Origin of the sequence: Bradyrhizobium sp. CCBAU 11434 (assembly GCF_028128895.1) — a bacterium.
GTDB classification, from domain to species: Bacteria; Pseudomonadota; Alphaproteobacteria; order Rhizobiales; family Xanthobacteraceae; genus Bradyrhizobium; species Bradyrhizobium zhengyangense.
In genome coordinates this window covers 1-15,441 of record NZ_LBJX01000080.1, presented here as the reverse complement: position 1 = coordinate 15,441, position 15,441 = coordinate 1, and the positions used below count along the sequence as shown (strand labels likewise).

Here is a 15,441-nt window from a genome sequence, read left to right as displayed (position 1 = left end):
GGGCGCTCCGGCCGCTAGAATAACATCATGTTAGGTTTATCGCATAACTGGGTAATTGTGTTAGGCGAGCGAAAGCCTATTGTCGCGTCATCAAGCAGCTATCGGCAGTGACGAACGCTTGCGGAAAGTCCGCACGGCGCGCGGAGAATGCTGCCCATTTTCTCCAAGAAGCCCGCCCACGGGCCGCCCGCAAAAACAAATTTGGAGGACTCCCAGGATGACCGGAATCCATCACGTGAGCCAGTCAAGGAAGGCCGCTGCGAGCGGCTGGATCGGGTCGGCTCTCGAATATTATGACTTCTTCATCTACGCGACCGCCGCGTCGCTGATCTTCCCGCAGATATTCTTCCCGTCGGAAAATCCGACCGTCGCCATCGTCGCATCGCTGGCCACTTACGGCGTCGGCTATATAGCCCGGCCGATCGGCGCCTTCGTGCTCGGACATTGGGGCGACACCCATGGCCGCAAGACCGTTCTTATCGTCTGCATGTTCATGATGGGTCTGTCGACCATGGCGGTGGGCCTTCTGCCGACCTATCAGCAAGTCGGTATCCTCGCGCCGATCCTGCTGGTCATCCTTCGCCTGATCCAGGGCTTTGCCGTTGCCGGTGAAATCTCCGGTGCGAGCTCGATGATCTTGGAGCACGCGCCGTTCGGACGCCGTGGCTTCTATGCGAGCTTCGCGCTTCAGGGCGTGCAGGCCGGACAGATTCTCGCAGCCGCCGTATTCCTGCCGCTGGCGGCCTATATGCCGACCGACGCCTTCAACAGCTGGGGCTGGCGGATTCCCTTCCTGCTCAGCTTTTTCGTCATCGTCGCAGGCTACATCATCCGCCGCGAGGTCGACGAAACTCCTGCCTTTGCCCGCGAGGACCAAAGAGGAGAAACGCCGCGCTCGCCCATCATCCAGGCCATCAAGCTGAGCTGGCCCGACATGCTCAGGGTCATCTGCATGGCGCTAATGAACGTCATCCCTGTCGTCGCGACCATCTTCGGTGCGGCCTACGCGGTGCAGCCGGCCTATGGCATCGGTTTTGCCAAGGACGTCTATCTGTGGATCCCGGTCCTCGGAAACATGCTGGCCATCTTCGTCATTCCCTTCGTCGGGAATCTCTCCGACAAGGTCGGCCGCAAGCCTCCCATCGTCGTGGGCGCGCTACTCTCCGGCTTGCTCGCCTTCGGCTATCTCTATGCCATCAGCATCAAGAGCGTGCCGCTCGCGATCCTGCTGTCGCTGTTGATGTGGGGTGTGGTCTATCAGGGCTACAACGCGATCTTTCCGAGCTTCTATCCGGAGCTGTTCCCGACGCGCACCCGCGTCTCGGCGATGGCGATCTCGCAGAACATCGGCACCACCATCACCGCGCTGCTTCCGGCGCTGTTCGCGACCGTAGCGCCTCCCGGCTCGGCCAACATTCCCTTGACGGTGGGGGCGATCGCCTTCGGCATCACGGTGATCGCGGCGCTTGCAGCCGTTACGGCCCGGGAAACCTATCGTATTCACATCGACGATCTCGGCAATCCCACGGCCGTCCCGATCGCGCGGGCCGACTATGATCGGCAGCGTGCAGGCGCCGCGCACGGCGCAGCCGCAGCTCGGATCTGACGACGGGAGGCCGCGCCGCTGCGATTGATAATGTTCGCAGCGGCGCAGCTTCACGATATAAGCGGACTGTCGATCGAAGATTTACGCGCATGAGCGCGATCATGACGAGGGTGCTGTATGAATCCCGCTGTTGTTGCCGTTGCAATCACTGGCTCCGTTCCGCGCAAAAAGGATAATCCAGCAGTGCCGATCTTGCCGGCCGAGCAGATCGAATCGACGCACCAGGCCTTCGAGGCCGGTGCCACGCTCGCCCATATCCATGTCCGCAACGACGACGAGACGCCGTCCTCCGATCCGGAGCGCTTCGCGCTGGTGCAGGAAGGCATCCGAAAGCATTGCCCCGGGATGATCGTGCAGTTCTCGACCGGCGGGCGCGGCCGCGATCCCTCAGCACGTGGGTCGTCGCTCTATCTGAAGCCGGACATGGCCTCGCTTTCCACGGGGTCGGTGAACTTTCCGACGATCGTCTACGAGAACAGCGCCGCCCTGGTCGAAACTCTCGCCACCGGCATGAAGGCCAATGGCGTTCGTCCGGAAATCGAGATCTTCGATCTGTCGCATCTGCACGGCGCGCGGCGCCTGATCGAGGCGGGGCTGATGGATGCGCGCCCGCATGTGCAATTCGTCATGGGCGTCAAGAACGCGATGCCGGCTGACGAGCATGTGCTCGACATTCTGCTGGTAGAACTGCGGCGCCTGATCCCGAAGGCGACCTGGACCGCGGCCGGGATCGGACGTCATCAGGCCGAGGTCATGGACTGGGCCCTGACGCGCGGCGCCGATGCCGTTCGCACCGGGCTCGAAGACAATATCAGGGTCGACAAGACGCGCCTTGCCGCCAGCAATGCGGAGCTGGTGAGCATCGCCTGCGAGGCTTTGGCGCGCCACGGACGCCGAGCCGCAACCGCAACGGAGGCGCGATCCTTGCTCGGGATTGTGCGCTAGGGACGGCCGTCCGCGCCTGACATTGGCCTGACATGCTCCTGGCTGCCTTCTGCCATTCGGCGGCCGGCGTTCCCGTGTGCTGAGTCTGCGGGTAAGAGAGGCTCACAGGCGCGATCAGCGCCTGCCGGGCGGGCAACGACTGGAATGCGGTTCTTGAAATCTGACAGCAGGCTCATCGGGGTTCTGCTGGTGCTTGCAATCACCCAACTCATTGGATGGGGTACGATCGGCCTTCCGGCCGTGGTCGGTCGCGATCTCGGGGCCGATCTAGGTATGAGCTTGCCGGCGGTGTTCGCGGGCAGTTCGGTCCTCTATGTCACCATGGGCCTGTGCGCGCCCTGGCTCGCCAAGGCCTTTGCGCGGCACGGCGCGCGCAAGGTGATGATGGTGGGCACTGTTGTCTCTGCGCCGGGCTACGTCGTTCTGTTCTTCGCGCGCGAGCCGATCCTCTATTTCGCCGGCTGGATATTTCTCGGCATGGGTGGCAGCGCCACGCTGTCGACCGGCGCCTACATCATGCTGAACGAGGTCGCGGGGCGGGGCGCCAAGAATGCCATTGGCGGGCTGATGCTGGTGACGGGTCTCTCCAGCAGCATCTTTTGGCCGACCACGTCGTTCTTCAGCGATTGGTTCGGCTGGCGCGGGACCTGTCTCGTTTATGCGGCCATGTTGCTCGCCATCAACCTTCCGCTCTATGCGTTTGTTGCGCCGCGCCGCAAGATCGTGACCGACAATCGTGGCGAGGCCTTCAAGGCAGCGCCGCCGCCTGCGATTCCAAGGAGCACCTTCGGACTCGTCGTCTGCGTGATCACGATGAACGCCTTCGTGAATTTCGGCATCAGCGCGATCCTGATCGAGTTGTTGCGAGCGGAGGGCCTCGCGCCCGCGCAGGCCCTTGCATTCGGCTCGATGCTGGGCGTGATCCAGGTCAGCGCCCGCGGCCTCGACTTCCTCGGCGGCGGCCGATGGGACGGCATCACCACCGGGCTCGTTGCCGGCACGGCGCTGCCCATCGCCATGGTACTGCTGATGCTGAGCGAGGGCGCGACCTGGGCGGTCGCGACCTTCATCCTGCTCTATGGTGCCGGCAGTGGTGCAATGGCGGTGGCGCGCGCGACGATCCCGCTCGTCTTTTACGACCAGGCCGAGTTCGCCAAGGCGATGTCGATGATCGCATTGCCGCTCAATCTGGCCTCCGCCCTCTCGCCGCCGCTGCTTGCCGGCCTGCTCACCCAGTTCGGCAGCCGCGGCGCACTCGGCCTCACGCTGGTGATTTCTTGTGCGACGGTGCTGATCCTGGTCCTGCTCGGACGGCGTCGGCCGCGATTGGCTGCGGCAGCCGCGACCTGAGGCGTTATTCGCGGCGTGGAATTCGTCGCTGCGGGACTGCGTCCGCCGCCGGGGCAGGGATGGCCGCATGCCGCCAGTGCAGTGCTCAGGACGCCAAAATGGTGTATCGGCAGGGAGCGCGCGGCCTCGGGCCGCCGCGCCAAGATCCAGTTCCCCGGAGGAAATCGACATGTCGGCCCTGCCGCTCTCAGGCATCAAGATCCTTGATCTCACGCGCGTGCTCGCCGGGCCCTTGTCGGCCCAGATGCTGGGCGATCTCGGCGCCGAGGTGATCAAGATCGAGCGGCCCGGCACCGGCGACGACGCGCGTGCCTTCGGCCCGCCTTACCTCGCCGACCCTGAAGGCAAGGCCAACAACAACAATTCGTTCTATCTCTGCGCCAACCGCAACAAGAAATCAGTCACCGTGAACATCGCCAAGCCCGAGGGGCAGGCGATCATCCGCGAGCTCGCCAAGGACGTCGACGTCTTCATGGAAAACTACAAGGTCGGCGATCTCAAGCGCTACGGCCTCGACTACGAAACCATCAAGGCGATCAACCCCAAGATCATCTATTGCTCGGTGACCGGGTTCGGCCAGACCGGCCCTTACGCGCCGCGTGCCGGTTACGACGCCATTCTGCAGGCAATGGGCGGCCTGATGAGCGTCACCGGTCATATCGACGGCGAGCCGGGCGAGGGCCCGATGAAGGTCGGTCCCTCCATCGTCGATTATATGACCGGCATGAACGCCTCGATCGGGATTCTCTCGGCGCTCTACCATCGCGACGCCAATGGCGGCGTCGGGCAGCATCTCGACGTCTGCCTGTTCGACACCGTGATCGCCTCGCTCAGCCACTGGCTGCAGATCTACCTCGTCAACGGCAAGACGCCGCCGCGCCGCGGCACCTGGGGCAATGGCGGCATGCCGGCCGGCGTGTTCCGCTGCACCGATGGCGAACTGATGCTGGTGGTCGGCAATGACGGCCAGTTCCAGCGCACCTGCGCCGTGCTCGGCGAGCCCGGGCTTGCCAGCGATCCGCGCTTCATCAAGAACAACGACCGCGTCGTGCACGGCAAGGAGATCATGGCGATCTTCGCCGGCCTGTTCCTGAAGAAGCCGGTAGCCTATTGGCTGGACAAGCTCGAGGAAGCCGGCGTGCCGTCAGGTCCGATCAATAATTTCGAGCAGGTTTTTTCCGATCCCCACGTGCAGTCGCGCGGCATGCGGGTGAAGGTGGACCATCCCTTCCAGCCCGATCTGTCGCTGATCCGCAATGCGCTCACACTCTCGGGGACTCCGATCACGGACTACCGCGCTCCGCCGCTGCTCGGCGCCGACACCAAGGACGTGCTGGCGACCATCGGCTACGACGAGGCCAAGGTCGAGGCGCTGAAGGCACAGGGGATTTTGTAATCTTCTGCGGCGGCTGGCGCGACCTTCGATAGTAAGGAGCCGTCACGCTTCCGTCGATGATTGCGGCGTGGCGTCGTCGCATCGCCGTCCGGCGCGGATGTCGGACGGCGTCGCACCGTAGCGTTGGCGGAAGCTGCGGTTGAAGTAGGACAAATCGCCGTAGCCGCACTCGAAGGCGATGCGGCGCGCACGCCGCGGAACCTGGCCACGTGCGCCGCCTCGCGCGTTGCGCCGACGGCCAATGCGAGTTCGACGGCTGCGTCGATCTTGGCAATGGCATGGTCTGGTCGCCCTTTGCCAATGCCGCGCATGAGTTCAATCCGACCCGTAACGTCACGGCGACGCTGGTCAACATGCCAGTGCCGTCATTCACCGTCGATGGCGCGCGCGCGGCCGCCGATTCCGGACGGGTCGAACTTGGCTCGCGCCTGGCGCTCAACCGCTGGTCAGAGCTGTCTGGAAGGGTCACCGGTGAATTCTCGCGGGCAGGTCAGAGCTATGCCGGCATCGGATCGCTGCGCATCACCTGGTGACGGAAGCATGACGATGGCGCGGCCTTACGTGAGGCTTGCGCGCAATCCCCAGATAAACCCGGTCCGTACTCGCACAGGCTTTCGCTTCGGCCCCGACTCAGATTCGATCTCATCACTGAGTTCGGGGAGACAAGTGCATGTCCTACACGATCGGGTTCCAGGCGAAGAACCAGAAGGCAATTCTGGCGACTGAAGCGGCGACGGCCAACCAGGCTGTCGCGATCATTGCCGCACTGCGGCAAAGTGCCGAGGAGATCAAGTTCATCCGCTCGCCGCAGGAAGGCGACATGGGCATCGAGATGCTGCTGCTGCTCGCCAAGGAAGAGGCCGAGGAGATGCCGCAGCGGGCGTAGTACCGCAACTACACTTCGAGCTTTAGCGAAGCGTGCCGGCTGCAGAATAATGTAGTCAGGCAGCGGTCTCGCTTGAACCGAAGGTGGTTGCCCATGAAACGCGAAGCGCTCCGCGTCGAACCGATTTCGTCCTTTCTCGATCGCGTGAAGGCGCCGACTTCGCCGGTCACGCGCGCCGGCAACATGATCTTCGTCGCCGGCCTGCCGCCATTCGACCCGGAGACGGGCGAGATCGGAGGGATGAGTATCGAGCGGCAGAGCGAGATCATCATGGAGCAGATGAAGCTGTGCCTTCAGACAGCCGGCGCTTCGCTCGACAACGTCATGAAGTGCAACGTCTACTGCACCTCGACCAAGCACTTCGCCGCGTTCAACACGATCTATGCGCGCTATTTCCCTGAAGATCCGCCGGCGCGAATCTTCGTCGTGACGCCGGAATGGTTCGGCCCCTTCGACGTCGAGATCGACTGCATCGCGATGATGTAAGGATCAAAACGTTTTCGAGCGAAGTGGACCGCCGGTTCGCGTGAAGAAAACGCGTCAAACAAGAGTCTAACGTGCGGCGACCTTTGATAGGCCCTTGGCTTCGGCCTTGCCTGCCGTCAGCGCCATCGTCGCGACGCTGACGACGCGCTGCACCACGTCCTCAACGTCGTCGAGGTCGCATTTTCCTTCCGACAATTTCGTCAGGCGCTCGCTTTCGCGGATGGTGTGGTGCGCCATCGCCAGCGCAAAGTTGAGGCCCCAATAGATATCGACATCGCTGCGGTCGGGCAGGGAGCGGCGCATCGCGCCCGCGAATTTGCGCAAATGGTCGATCTCGCGGTTCTTGATGCGTCGGATCGGCGGCACGGATTCGATCGAGGCGCGGATCATGAAGCGCGCCGCGGTCGAGCGCTGGTTCTCCGGCCCCAGGCAGCCGCGCAAGGTCGGTCCGACCAGCGCGCGCAGGATCACCTCGACCGGCGCGCGGCCACCGCCGGCTTCCTCGGCCGCCTTCAGTTCACGCAAGCGCTCGCGATTGGTCGCGATCGAGCGGGTGACAAATAATTCCGCAATCAGTTCGTCCTTCGAGCCGAAATGATAGTTCACCGCCGCCAGGTTGACGTTGGCCTCGGCGACGATGTCGCGCAGCGTGACGTCGCCAAAACCGCGATCGGCATAGAGCCGTTCGGCGGCGGCGAGAATGGCAGACCTCGTATGATCGCTGGCCATGGATTGCCCTCAAGGAGGGGAGTTGCAATTCAAACACTTGTATGAAACTATCGTTTGAAGGTCGGAGAAAGTCAATCCGCATGATGGAATTGTGCCGCACCATGGTGCCGCCGGTTCCACGCCCCGCAATCCGCCTGATGGCGCTTGCGGGCCGCGCATCGCGGGAGGACAGTCCGACGCAAAACAGGCTTTCAAAGCGAGACCGAGGAGCGTCCCATGGATTTCGATCTGTCGCCCAAGCAGAAGGAATGGCTCGACCGCGTGCAGTCCTTCATGGTCAAGCACGTGCGTCCGGCGGTGCCGATCTATAATGAGCAGGACAAGAGCGGCGACCGCTGGAAGGTCATCCCTGTTCTCGAAGATCTCAAGAAGAAGGCGAAGGCCGAAGGCCTCTGGAACATGTTCATGCCGCCGAACGAGCATGAGGACGATGAATTCCGCGGCGCGGGATTGACCAATCTCGAATACGCGCTGCTGTCGGAGCAGATGGGCCACATCTCCTGGGCCTCGGAGGTGTTCAACTGTTCCGCGCCCGACACCGGCAACATGGAAGTGTTCATGCGCTACGGCTCCAAGGAGCAGAAGCGCAAATGGCTGCGTCCACTGATGGACGGCGAGATCCGCTCGGCTTTCCTGATGACGGAACCGGCGGTGGCTTCGTCCGACGCCACCAACATCGAGACCAGCATCAAGAAGGACGGCGATCACTACGTCATCAACGGCCGCAAATGGTGGTCGTCGGGCGTCGGCGATCCCCGCTGCAAGATCGCGATCCTGATGGGCAAGACCGATTTCAACGCCGCAAAACATCAGCAGCAGTCGCAGATCCTGGTTCCGCTCGACACCCCAGGCATCAAGGTCGAGAAGATGCTGCCCGTGTTCGGCTTCGATGATGCGCCGCATGGCCACGCCCAGGTGCTGCTCGAGAACGTGCGCGTTCCCAAGGAGAACATCCTGCTCGGCGAGGGCCGCGGTTTCGAGATCGCGCAGGGCCGTCTGGGGCCTGGCCGTATTCATCACTGCATGCGTACCATCGGCAAGGCCGAGGAAGCGCTGGAGAAGATGGTGAAGCGTCTGATGTCGCGCACCGCCTTCGGCAAGAAGATCGTCGAGCACTCCGTGTGGGAGCAGCGCATTGGCGAGGCCCGCACCAATATCGAGATGACGCGTCTTCTCTGCCTAAAGGCTGCGGACATGATGGACAAGGTCGGCAACAAGACCGCGCAGGCCGAGATCGCGATGATCAAGGTCGCAGCTCCGAACATGGCGCTGAAGATCATCGACGAGGCGATCCAGGCCTTCGGTGGCGCGGGTGTCTCCGATGAGGCTGGTCTTGCCAAGGACTATGCCGGCATCCGCACGCTGCGGCTCGCCGACGGTCCGGACGAGGTGCACAATCGCGCCATTGCCAGACTTGAAATCCGGAAGTATGCCAACTCTCCCAAGCATTAATTGGGAGAGCCGGGACGCGCTCCCGACTTGAAGAAACGAGCCGGCGTGATCCAACTGGGGTGACCGCTTGACGCAAGTGCGTCAGCGGTTACCGATTAGGATCATGTTCGGACTGCAGAGGGAGCGTCACCGTGACTGACGGCGTCAGGAAAGACGAAGAGTTCTCGGGCACCAAGCCGGTCGAGGAGCGTCATCGCTTCGACGAGCTCAGGCTCGAGACCTGGATGCGCGAGCACGTCGAAGGCTTTGAAGGCCCGCTGGTCGTCCTGCAGTTCAAGGGCGGCCAGTCCAATCCGACCTACCGGCTCAACACGCCCAAGCGCTCCTACGTGATGCGCAGGAAGCCGTTCGGCAAATTGCTGCCGTCGGCGCATGCGGTCGATCGCGAGTATCGCGTCATCGCTGCCCTTGGAAAGCAGGACTTTCCGGTCGCGCACGCCTATGCGCTGTGCCAGGACGACAGCGTCATCGGCGCCGCCTTCTACATCATGTCGATGGAAGAGGGCCGCGTGTTCTGGGATCCGACGCTGCCGAGCCAGGACAACGATGCGCGTCGAAAGATCTTCACCAGCAAGATCGAGACGCTGGCGAAGCTCCACATGTACGACCCAGTTGCAATCGGTCTCGGTGATTTCGGCAAGCCCGGCAACTACTTTGCACGCCAGATCGACCGCTGGACCAAGCAGTATCGCGCGTCCGAGACCCAGCACATTCCGGAATTCGAGAAGGTCGCCGAATGGCTGCCCAAGACCGTGCCGGAGCAGGCGCGCGTCTCGATCGTCCATGGCGACTACCGCCTCGACAACATGATTTTCCACGCGACGGAACCGCGCGTGCAGGCAGTACTCGATTGGGAGCTGTCGACGCTCGGCGATCCCATGGCCGACTTCACCTATCTGTTGATGCAATGGATCATGCCGGGCCTCGAGGGCGCCGACCTCAAGGCGCTCAACATCCCGAGCGTGGAGGAAGCCGCGCAGATCTATTGCAACCTCACCAAAATGACGGTGCCGGATCTGAACTGGTACTTCGCTTACAACCTCTTCCGCCTCGCCGGCATCACGCAAGGCATCGCCGGCCGCGTCCGCGACGGTACCGCCGCCAACGCCAAGGCGCTGGAATCCGCCAAGCGCACCGTGCCGCTGTCGAAAGCGTCATGGGAATACGCGCAGAAGGCCGGCGCGGTTTAGGAATGGTGAAGGCGCGGTCGATGGCCGCGCCTTTTTGTTTTGTGCGATGCTGCTCCCCCACACACCGTCATTGCGAGCGAAGCGAAGCAATCCAGACTGTCTCAGCGGCAGTCTGGATTGCTTCGTCGCAGCAAGAGCTCCTCGCAATGACGGGGAGGCCAGCCTGTCCTTGTCCAGCCACCAAGCGTGACCATATCTCCTCCCCAAGGAGACGGTCATGATCCAGCAATTGCGCATCTACGAAATCTTCGAGACAAACAAGGCCGCATTCCACGCCAGGTTCCGCGACCATGCCGCGCGCATCATGCGAACCAAGTACGGCTTCCGGATCGTGGCGATGTGGGAGACGAAGTCAGGCGACCGCACCGAGTTCGCCTATCTGCTGGAATGGCCGGACGAGGCGGCCAAGACATCGGCGTGGTCAGCCTTCATGGCGGACGCCGAGTGGAGCGAGATCAAGCGGATCACTCACGCGGAGCACGGACTCATGGTAGGTCAGATCGAGGACCGCCTGCTCGTGCCGGTGGACTATTCGCCGTCGTTCAGCCTCCTGAACTGATCCGCCTTCGGAGCCGCGACCATGATCGACCACGCAACGCTCGTCACCTACGTCCTGATCGTCTTCGGTTTTGTGTTCATTCCAGGTCCGGCGACGCTACTGACCATGGCGCGGGCAGCCAGCTCGGGAACGAGGGTGGGCATCGCGACCGGCGCCGGGATTGCGGCCGGCGACTTGATCCACACCAGCATGGCCATCGTGGGCCTCTCGGCGATCATTGCCGCCTCCGCGCTGCTCTTCAGTATCGTCAAATATGCGGGCGCGGCGTTCCTGATCTATCTCGGCATTCGCGCCATGCTCGACAAGGCGCCGATCGAGCTGAACGGCGGTGCGCCCGCCATCAGCGCGGGCCGCGCCTTCCGGCAGGCTGTGCTGACCGAAGTGCTCAATCCCAAGACCGCGCTGTTCTTCCTCGCCTTCCTGCCGCAATTCGTGCGGCCGGAGCACGGCTCAATCGGACTTCAACTTGCGACCCTCGGCATTGTCTTCGTGTTGCTCGGTCTCGTCAGCACGGTGGTGTTTGCGGTCGGCGCCGGTCGCCTTGGCAGTCTCCTGCGCCGCCATCCCTCTGTGGTGAAGTGGCAGGGCAAGGTGGTCGGGACCATCTACTGCGCCGTCGGCGTGCGTCTGGCCTTGCAGGAACCATGAGGGGGCAGCACTGGCTCCTCCGCTAGCTATCGTAGAGTGGGCAAAGGCGCGTAGCGCCGTGCCCACCAGTCGTTCGTGAAGGATACAGATCGTGGGCACGCTTCCGCCTTCGCTCTTCGAGCTACGGCGGACGAGCCGCTTTGCCCACCCTACGACACCTACGATGTCGTCTTCGCGCAATGCGCGATCAGCTTCTCCACGAAGCCTGCGCACTTCTCCAGTTCCGCCATCGCGATGAACTCATCCGGCGTATGCGCCTGCGCAATTGAACCGGGACCGATCACCACCGAAGGGATATCGGTCATGCTGGTGAACAGGCTCGCCTCGGTGCCGAAGGCGACCTTGGCGTGGTCGTTGCGGCCGGCGAGGCTTTTGGCGAGCGTGACAATGGCTGCGTCGGCCTTGGTGTCGAGCGCGGGGTAGTCGAGGATCTCCTCGAAATCGATGCCGCACTCGGAATGTCTCGCCTTCATCGCGGGCTCGAGCTCGGCCTTGGCCCAGGCGACGATCGCATCGGTCACCTCCTTGGACTCGGTGATGCCGATGCCGCGGCATTCGAAATCGACCGTGCAGGTATCAGGCACGATGTTCAGCGCGGCGCCGCCATGCACGATGCTGGTCAGCAGCGTCGAGTGCGGCACATCGTAGAGACTGTTGCGTTCGGCCTCAGTCGCGAGCTTCACGGCGCGGCGGCGGATCTCGGTGATCAGCTCGGCGGCATATTCGATGGCGTTGACGCCGTCGGGCGCGATCGAGGAGTGGCGGGCAAGGCCGTGGAACGTCGCACGCACGCCGTGCTTGCCCTTGTGGCCGATGGTGACCTTCATCTCCGTCGGCTCGCCGATGAAGGCGCCAAGCGGCCTGATCTTTTTCTTGGCGACCTCGGCAAGCATCGGCCGCACGCCGACGCAACCGATCTCCTCGTCATAGGAGATGGCAAGATGGATCGGCGTGGTCAGCTTCGCTTCCAACATCTCCGGCACCATGGCGAGGCACACCGCAACAAACCCTTTCATGTCGGTGGTGCCGCGGCCATAGAGCTTGCCGTCGCGTTCGACCAGCTTGAATGGATCGTGGCTCCAGTCCTGGCCCACGACGGGCACGACGTCGGTATGGCCTGACAGCACGAGACCAGGTTTATCCTCCGGTCCGATCGTCACCCAGAGCGAAGCCTTTTGCCCTGTTTCGTCGGTGATGCGTTCACCCTTGACGCCGAGGAAGGCGAGATAGTTCTCGATATGCGCGATCAGAGGCAAATTGGTGCGATCGCTGATCGTGTCGAAGGCAACAAGCTCGGCAAGCATGTTGCGGATGCGATCAGGACGTGAACTCGGGAAGATCGGATTGGGCATTGTCACTTCTTGTCGGAGATTGCGGAGGCTCAAGTTGCCTGCATGAACCATACCAATGTGACGGCCAGTCCGGCAAATCAACATCGAGGTTCCGGGCTTCGAGGCCACAACACCTTGCGTTGCCTGGCGGGCAAAACACCCTGGGCGTAGGGCATTATCCGCCGGCAAAAACATTCCACTTTACCGAAATTCGGAAACGGCGCATGTGTCGCGCAGCCCGGCCCATGGAGGAGGGGCGTATCGCGATCGTCACGACGCGGGCCGGACGGGTGGGCGTGGGTCACGTCGGCGCGAAGGGCTTTGCAGGGCGGGCAACCGTGAGCGAAGACCTCGCGCAAACGACCGGTGTGATCCGCGTACGGCAAAACCGTGTGGTCCTGGCGTCCAGCGCTATTTTTGCTTGCGGGGAACAGGGTAAGCCACAGAAAATGCAAGAATTATCGTTTTTCCTCGATAAACGGGGCAACCTATTGGGCCCCCATAGGCCCTAGTTTCACACTGCTTCATGATTGGCTATTAACTTTGGCCACATGGCCTGGCGTTGTGCGCGCTTCGATGCCGCCTCATCGCTTTTGCAGCGCTTTACAGCAGCGAGGGGGCGATATTTGGCCCTGGCGCTCGTCTCCACCGAGGTGGAGTGGCCCGGGCAGCGTTGAGCTGGCTGGGCTTGCTGACGAAGATCAGTGCTGGCTGACGTCGCTGACGGTGAGCACCAGTCGTGTTGCCCCACCATCATGGCCGACGATCATGATATTGATTGGCGTCTTGAAACCGTGATCCTCCAAATGCTGGGTCAAGGTTTCCGGGCCGCCGCCCTCATTGATCCGAGTGGCCAACACGCTGCCGTTCGAGGCGATTGCACATACCACGAGGGGAAATTTCATCGTCTCATCGACCCGTTGCGTCAGTTCAGCAACGAAATGCTCCAGTATTGCTACGTCCATCTTGGGTCTCCATCAGGTTTTTTCAGGTCGGCGACCTCATCGTGCGGCGTTGATGCCCAGAAGTGGCGGGTTAAGGACGCGTTTCCGTCCGATCTTTTGTTCAGCTGGATCCACGCCGCCGGCCCTTGCCCCGTCCCCGGTGCGGATCGAATTCATCGACCGCGTTCTGCCACGCAGCGATCTCGTCTTCGAACCAGATTTTCCTGTTCGGCGCGACGTAAACGGCTCTCGGAAACCGACCCGCCTTCTGCATGCGATGGAGCGTCGTACGTGAAACCGGAATGATCTCCAGCAGCTGCTTCTCGTTGAGCATGCGGCGAGGTCGCAATTCTTGTGCACCGCTCTCCACGTCAACCTCCTCCCGATCCGCTGTTGGCATTGCAGAGTCCTACCGATTGGACGGCGGTGTAGACACCTTGCTGTTTCAGCTAGTTTTTGCCGTAATGTCGGAATGGAGTACAGGTAAAGCGGCGACTCGTTTTTGATCCGCCGCTTTAGCTGAGCCGCACCACATGGCCCCAAAGCAGCCATCTCGGAAGCACTTCGCCGAGCATTACCCATTGGTGATGCAGCGCGCCGGGCTGACAAAAAGTGATGATCGTGCGAGACGGTTTGAGGCTGCTGTTTTCACGATTTTCAATACTTACTGGGACGCGCGCAACCAGCCCACCATCGCTGGCTTCCGGGAGGCGTTGGCTCGGTATGCGAAGGGTCAAGCGATGGTGCTCAAGGCGCTTCGGTCGCTCGACCCCATATACAGTGAGATAAATTTTGCGGCGCAACTCCCTGACTTGCCTGCCGCAAGACGCGAACATGAAATCGAAAGGTATCTCTCTATACGCGGGCTGGTCGATCGTCGCAGGTCGGACGGAGGAGCATCGATCCGCGATCTCGACTCCATGATCGCCCGGCGGGATCGCGGAATTTATTATTTGAGAGATAATCCCGATACGCTCGCGCGTCTGCTCAGGCGGCAGCGCGGCGACTATCGGAAAGACCCAGAAACCGCGCAGGTAGTCGAACCGGCACTCCAGCTGCTGGAAGAAATTGGTTTCACTCCATCGCGCAAGCTGACGCGCAAGGCATTTTGATGCGCTGTTCGACCTCATCGGAATTGATAAGAAACAGCGGCCAACGCACCGAAGCATCGACGTGATCGCAAGCAATCGCCGTGCGGCCCCAAAGCGGCGGCCGAAATAGCCATCCCCGGTTTAGCTAAAGCTGCGGCTCGAAGCTGGCTGACCGCTTTAGCTGTACGAAATCACAACAAGGTTCATGATGACCGAACGCAAAATGCCCGGCAGGGAGCCGGGCATTTCGCAGATCAATTTGTTGCACTCTCTCCGCGCCGCACCACCAGCACGAACAGGGCTTATTAGTATGCCTTGCCGACTTTATCCGCAAGAGCGGCCTTCGGCAGAAGCCGGCACAAGCGGGCTGACCGCCGCACTACCCCCAATCGCGAAGATTGCCGAGCTTCTCGGCGGCGACGTGCAGGGCGGCCAGGTTCTCTGTCCTGGACCCGGACACAGTGCCGCAGACCGCAGCCTGTCGGTGAAGCTGGACTCGACCGACCACGAAGGCTTCGTGACCCACAGCTTCGCAGGCGACGACTTTAAGGATTGTCGCCCGAAGATTCCGTATCGGCTGCCGCAACTCATCGCGGCGCCCACCTCGGCTTCGGTCTATGTCTGCGAGGGCGAGAAGGATGCCGACAACCTCACGAAGATCGGCTTCGTGGCCACGACGGCATCCGAGGGCGCCGCCGCCAAATGGGACGCTGCACTGACACCGTACTTCGTGAATCGGGACGTCGTCATCCTGTAGCGCGGCAATCTGGGTAGGAAGTGCGCGGCGATCAGGATGGCGAGGCAGTGTCGCGGCCTGATGATGATTGC

The 15,441-nt window shown here is 62.1% G+C and carries 18 protein-coding genes; 13 read left to right on the top strand and 5 right to left on the bottom strand.

The features are described 5' to 3' along the window. Nucleotides 1-217 precede the first annotated feature (217 nt). From XI06_RS17245 to XI06_RS17230, 4 genes are all read left to right on the top strand, one after another. On the top strand, nucleotides 218-1,606 hold the full coding sequence (locus tag XI06_RS17245; RefSeq protein ID WP_237861371.1) for an MFS transporter: 1,389 nt from the start codon (nucleotides 218-220) through the stop codon (nucleotides 1,604-1,606). A gap of 117 nt (nucleotides 1,607-1,723) precedes the next feature. After that, a complete protein-coding gene (locus tag XI06_RS17240) occupies nucleotides 1,724-2,551 on the top strand; it encodes a 3-keto-5-aminohexanoate cleavage protein (protein WP_271605979.1) in 828 nt (275 codons plus the stop codon). Between the two features lie 144 nt (nucleotides 2,552-2,695). Continuing rightward, nucleotides 2,696-3,901, top strand: a complete 1,206-nt coding sequence (locus XI06_RS17235; RefSeq protein ID WP_271605978.1) for an MFS transporter — start codon at nucleotides 2,696-2,698, stop codon at nucleotides 3,899-3,901. A gap of 169 nt (nucleotides 3,902-4,070) precedes the next feature. Then, nucleotides 4,071-5,297, top strand: a complete 1,227-nt coding sequence (locus tag XI06_RS17230) for a CaiB/BaiF CoA transferase family protein (protein WP_271605977.1) — start codon at nucleotides 4,071-4,073, stop codon at nucleotides 5,295-5,297. Between the two features lie 42 nt (nucleotides 5,298-5,339). On the opposite strand, the gene XI06_RS17225 is transcribed toward XI06_RS17230, so the two are convergent. Beyond that, nucleotides 5,340-5,477 (bottom strand): helix-turn-helix domain-containing protein, encoded by a 138-nt coding sequence (locus tag XI06_RS17225; protein ID WP_442869458.1) that lies wholly within the window; start codon nucleotides 5,475-5,477, stop codon nucleotides 5,340-5,342. A gap of 29 nt (nucleotides 5,478-5,506) precedes the next feature. Here XI06_RS17225 and XI06_RS17220 point away from each other — a divergent pair, with 29 nt between their 5' ends. The 3 genes from XI06_RS17220 (at nucleotide 5,507) to XI06_RS17210 (ending at nucleotide 6,669) form a co-directional block, all read left to right on the top strand. Next, entirely contained in the window at nucleotides 5,507-5,830 is a 324-nt protein-coding gene (locus XI06_RS17220) for an autotransporter outer membrane beta-barrel domain-containing protein (protein WP_271605976.1), read from the top strand. A 137-nt stretch (nucleotides 5,831-5,967) separates the two neighbouring features. Continuing rightward, nucleotides 5,968-6,183, top strand: a complete 216-nt coding sequence (locus XI06_RS17215; protein ID WP_045008240.1) for a hypothetical protein — start codon at nucleotides 5,968-5,970, stop codon at nucleotides 6,181-6,183. Between the two features lie 93 nt (nucleotides 6,184-6,276). Beyond that, nucleotides 6,277-6,669 carry a RidA family protein gene (locus XI06_RS17210; protein ID WP_271605975.1) on the top strand — a complete coding sequence of 131 codons (393 nt, stop codon included), beginning with the start codon at nucleotides 6,277-6,279 and terminating at the stop codon, nucleotides 6,667-6,669. A 66-nt stretch (nucleotides 6,670-6,735) separates the two neighbouring features. On the opposite strand, the gene XI06_RS17205 is transcribed toward XI06_RS17210, so the two are convergent. Next, nucleotides 6,736-7,398, bottom strand: a complete 663-nt coding sequence (locus XI06_RS17205) for a TetR/AcrR family transcriptional regulator (RefSeq protein WP_271605974.1) — start codon at nucleotides 7,396-7,398, stop codon at nucleotides 6,736-6,738. A 216-nt stretch (nucleotides 7,399-7,614) separates the two neighbouring features. On the opposite strand from XI06_RS17205, the gene XI06_RS17200 reads away from it, so the two are divergent. From XI06_RS17200 to XI06_RS17185, 4 genes are all read left to right on the top strand, one after another. Next, nucleotides 7,615-8,850 carry an acyl-CoA dehydrogenase family protein gene (locus XI06_RS17200; protein ID WP_271605973.1) on the top strand — a complete coding sequence of 412 codons (1,236 nt, stop codon included), beginning with the start codon at nucleotides 7,615-7,617 and terminating at the stop codon, nucleotides 8,848-8,850. Between the two features lie 131 nt (nucleotides 8,851-8,981). Then, nucleotides 8,982-10,040 (top strand): phosphotransferase family protein, encoded by a 1,059-nt coding sequence (locus XI06_RS17195; RefSeq protein ID WP_237861381.1) that lies wholly within the window; start codon nucleotides 8,982-8,984, stop codon nucleotides 10,038-10,040. Nucleotides 10,041-10,257: 217 nt separating this feature from the next. Then, nucleotides 10,258-10,599: an NIPSNAP family protein gene (locus XI06_RS17190; protein WP_237861382.1), complete on the top strand. Its 342-nt coding sequence runs from the start codon at nucleotides 10,258-10,260 to the stop codon at nucleotides 10,597-10,599. Nucleotides 10,600-10,620: 21 nt separating this feature from the next. After that, on the top strand, nucleotides 10,621-11,247 hold the full coding sequence (locus XI06_RS17185; RefSeq protein WP_237861383.1) for a LysE family translocator: 627 nt from the start codon (nucleotides 10,621-10,623) through the stop codon (nucleotides 11,245-11,247). 158 nt (nucleotides 11,248-11,405) lie between these two features. Here XI06_RS17185 and argE read toward each other — a convergent pair whose 3' ends face one another. The 3 genes from argE to XI06_RS17170 all read right to left on the bottom strand — a co-directional run bounded on the left by argE (nucleotide 11,406) and on the right by XI06_RS17170 (nucleotide 13,922). Beyond that, nucleotides 11,406-12,599, bottom strand: coding sequence for an acetylornithine deacetylase (argE, locus tag XI06_RS17180; protein WP_271605972.1), 1,194 nt, complete (start codon nucleotides 12,597-12,599; stop codon nucleotides 11,406-11,408). A gap of 680 nt (nucleotides 12,600-13,279) precedes the next feature. Further along, entirely contained in the window at nucleotides 13,280-13,543 is a 264-nt protein-coding gene (locus tag XI06_RS17175; RefSeq protein WP_237874116.1) for a hypothetical protein, read from the bottom strand. Between the two features lie 100 nt (nucleotides 13,544-13,643). Then, nucleotides 13,644-13,922, bottom strand: coding sequence for a helix-turn-helix transcriptional regulator (locus XI06_RS17170; protein WP_237874118.1), 279 nt, complete (start codon nucleotides 13,920-13,922; stop codon nucleotides 13,644-13,646). A gap of 133 nt (nucleotides 13,923-14,055) precedes the next feature. Between XI06_RS17170 and XI06_RS17165 the strand changes: the two genes are divergently transcribed. After that, nucleotides 14,056-14,634, top strand: a complete 579-nt coding sequence (locus tag XI06_RS17165) for a hypothetical protein (RefSeq protein WP_237874120.1) — start codon at nucleotides 14,056-14,058, stop codon at nucleotides 14,632-14,634. A gap of 184 nt (nucleotides 14,635-14,818) precedes the next feature. Next, nucleotides 14,819-15,370, top strand: a complete 552-nt coding sequence (locus tag XI06_RS17160) for a toprim domain-containing protein (RefSeq protein ID WP_271605971.1) — start codon at nucleotides 14,819-14,821, stop codon at nucleotides 15,368-15,370. Nucleotides 15,371-15,441 lie beyond the last annotated feature (71 nt).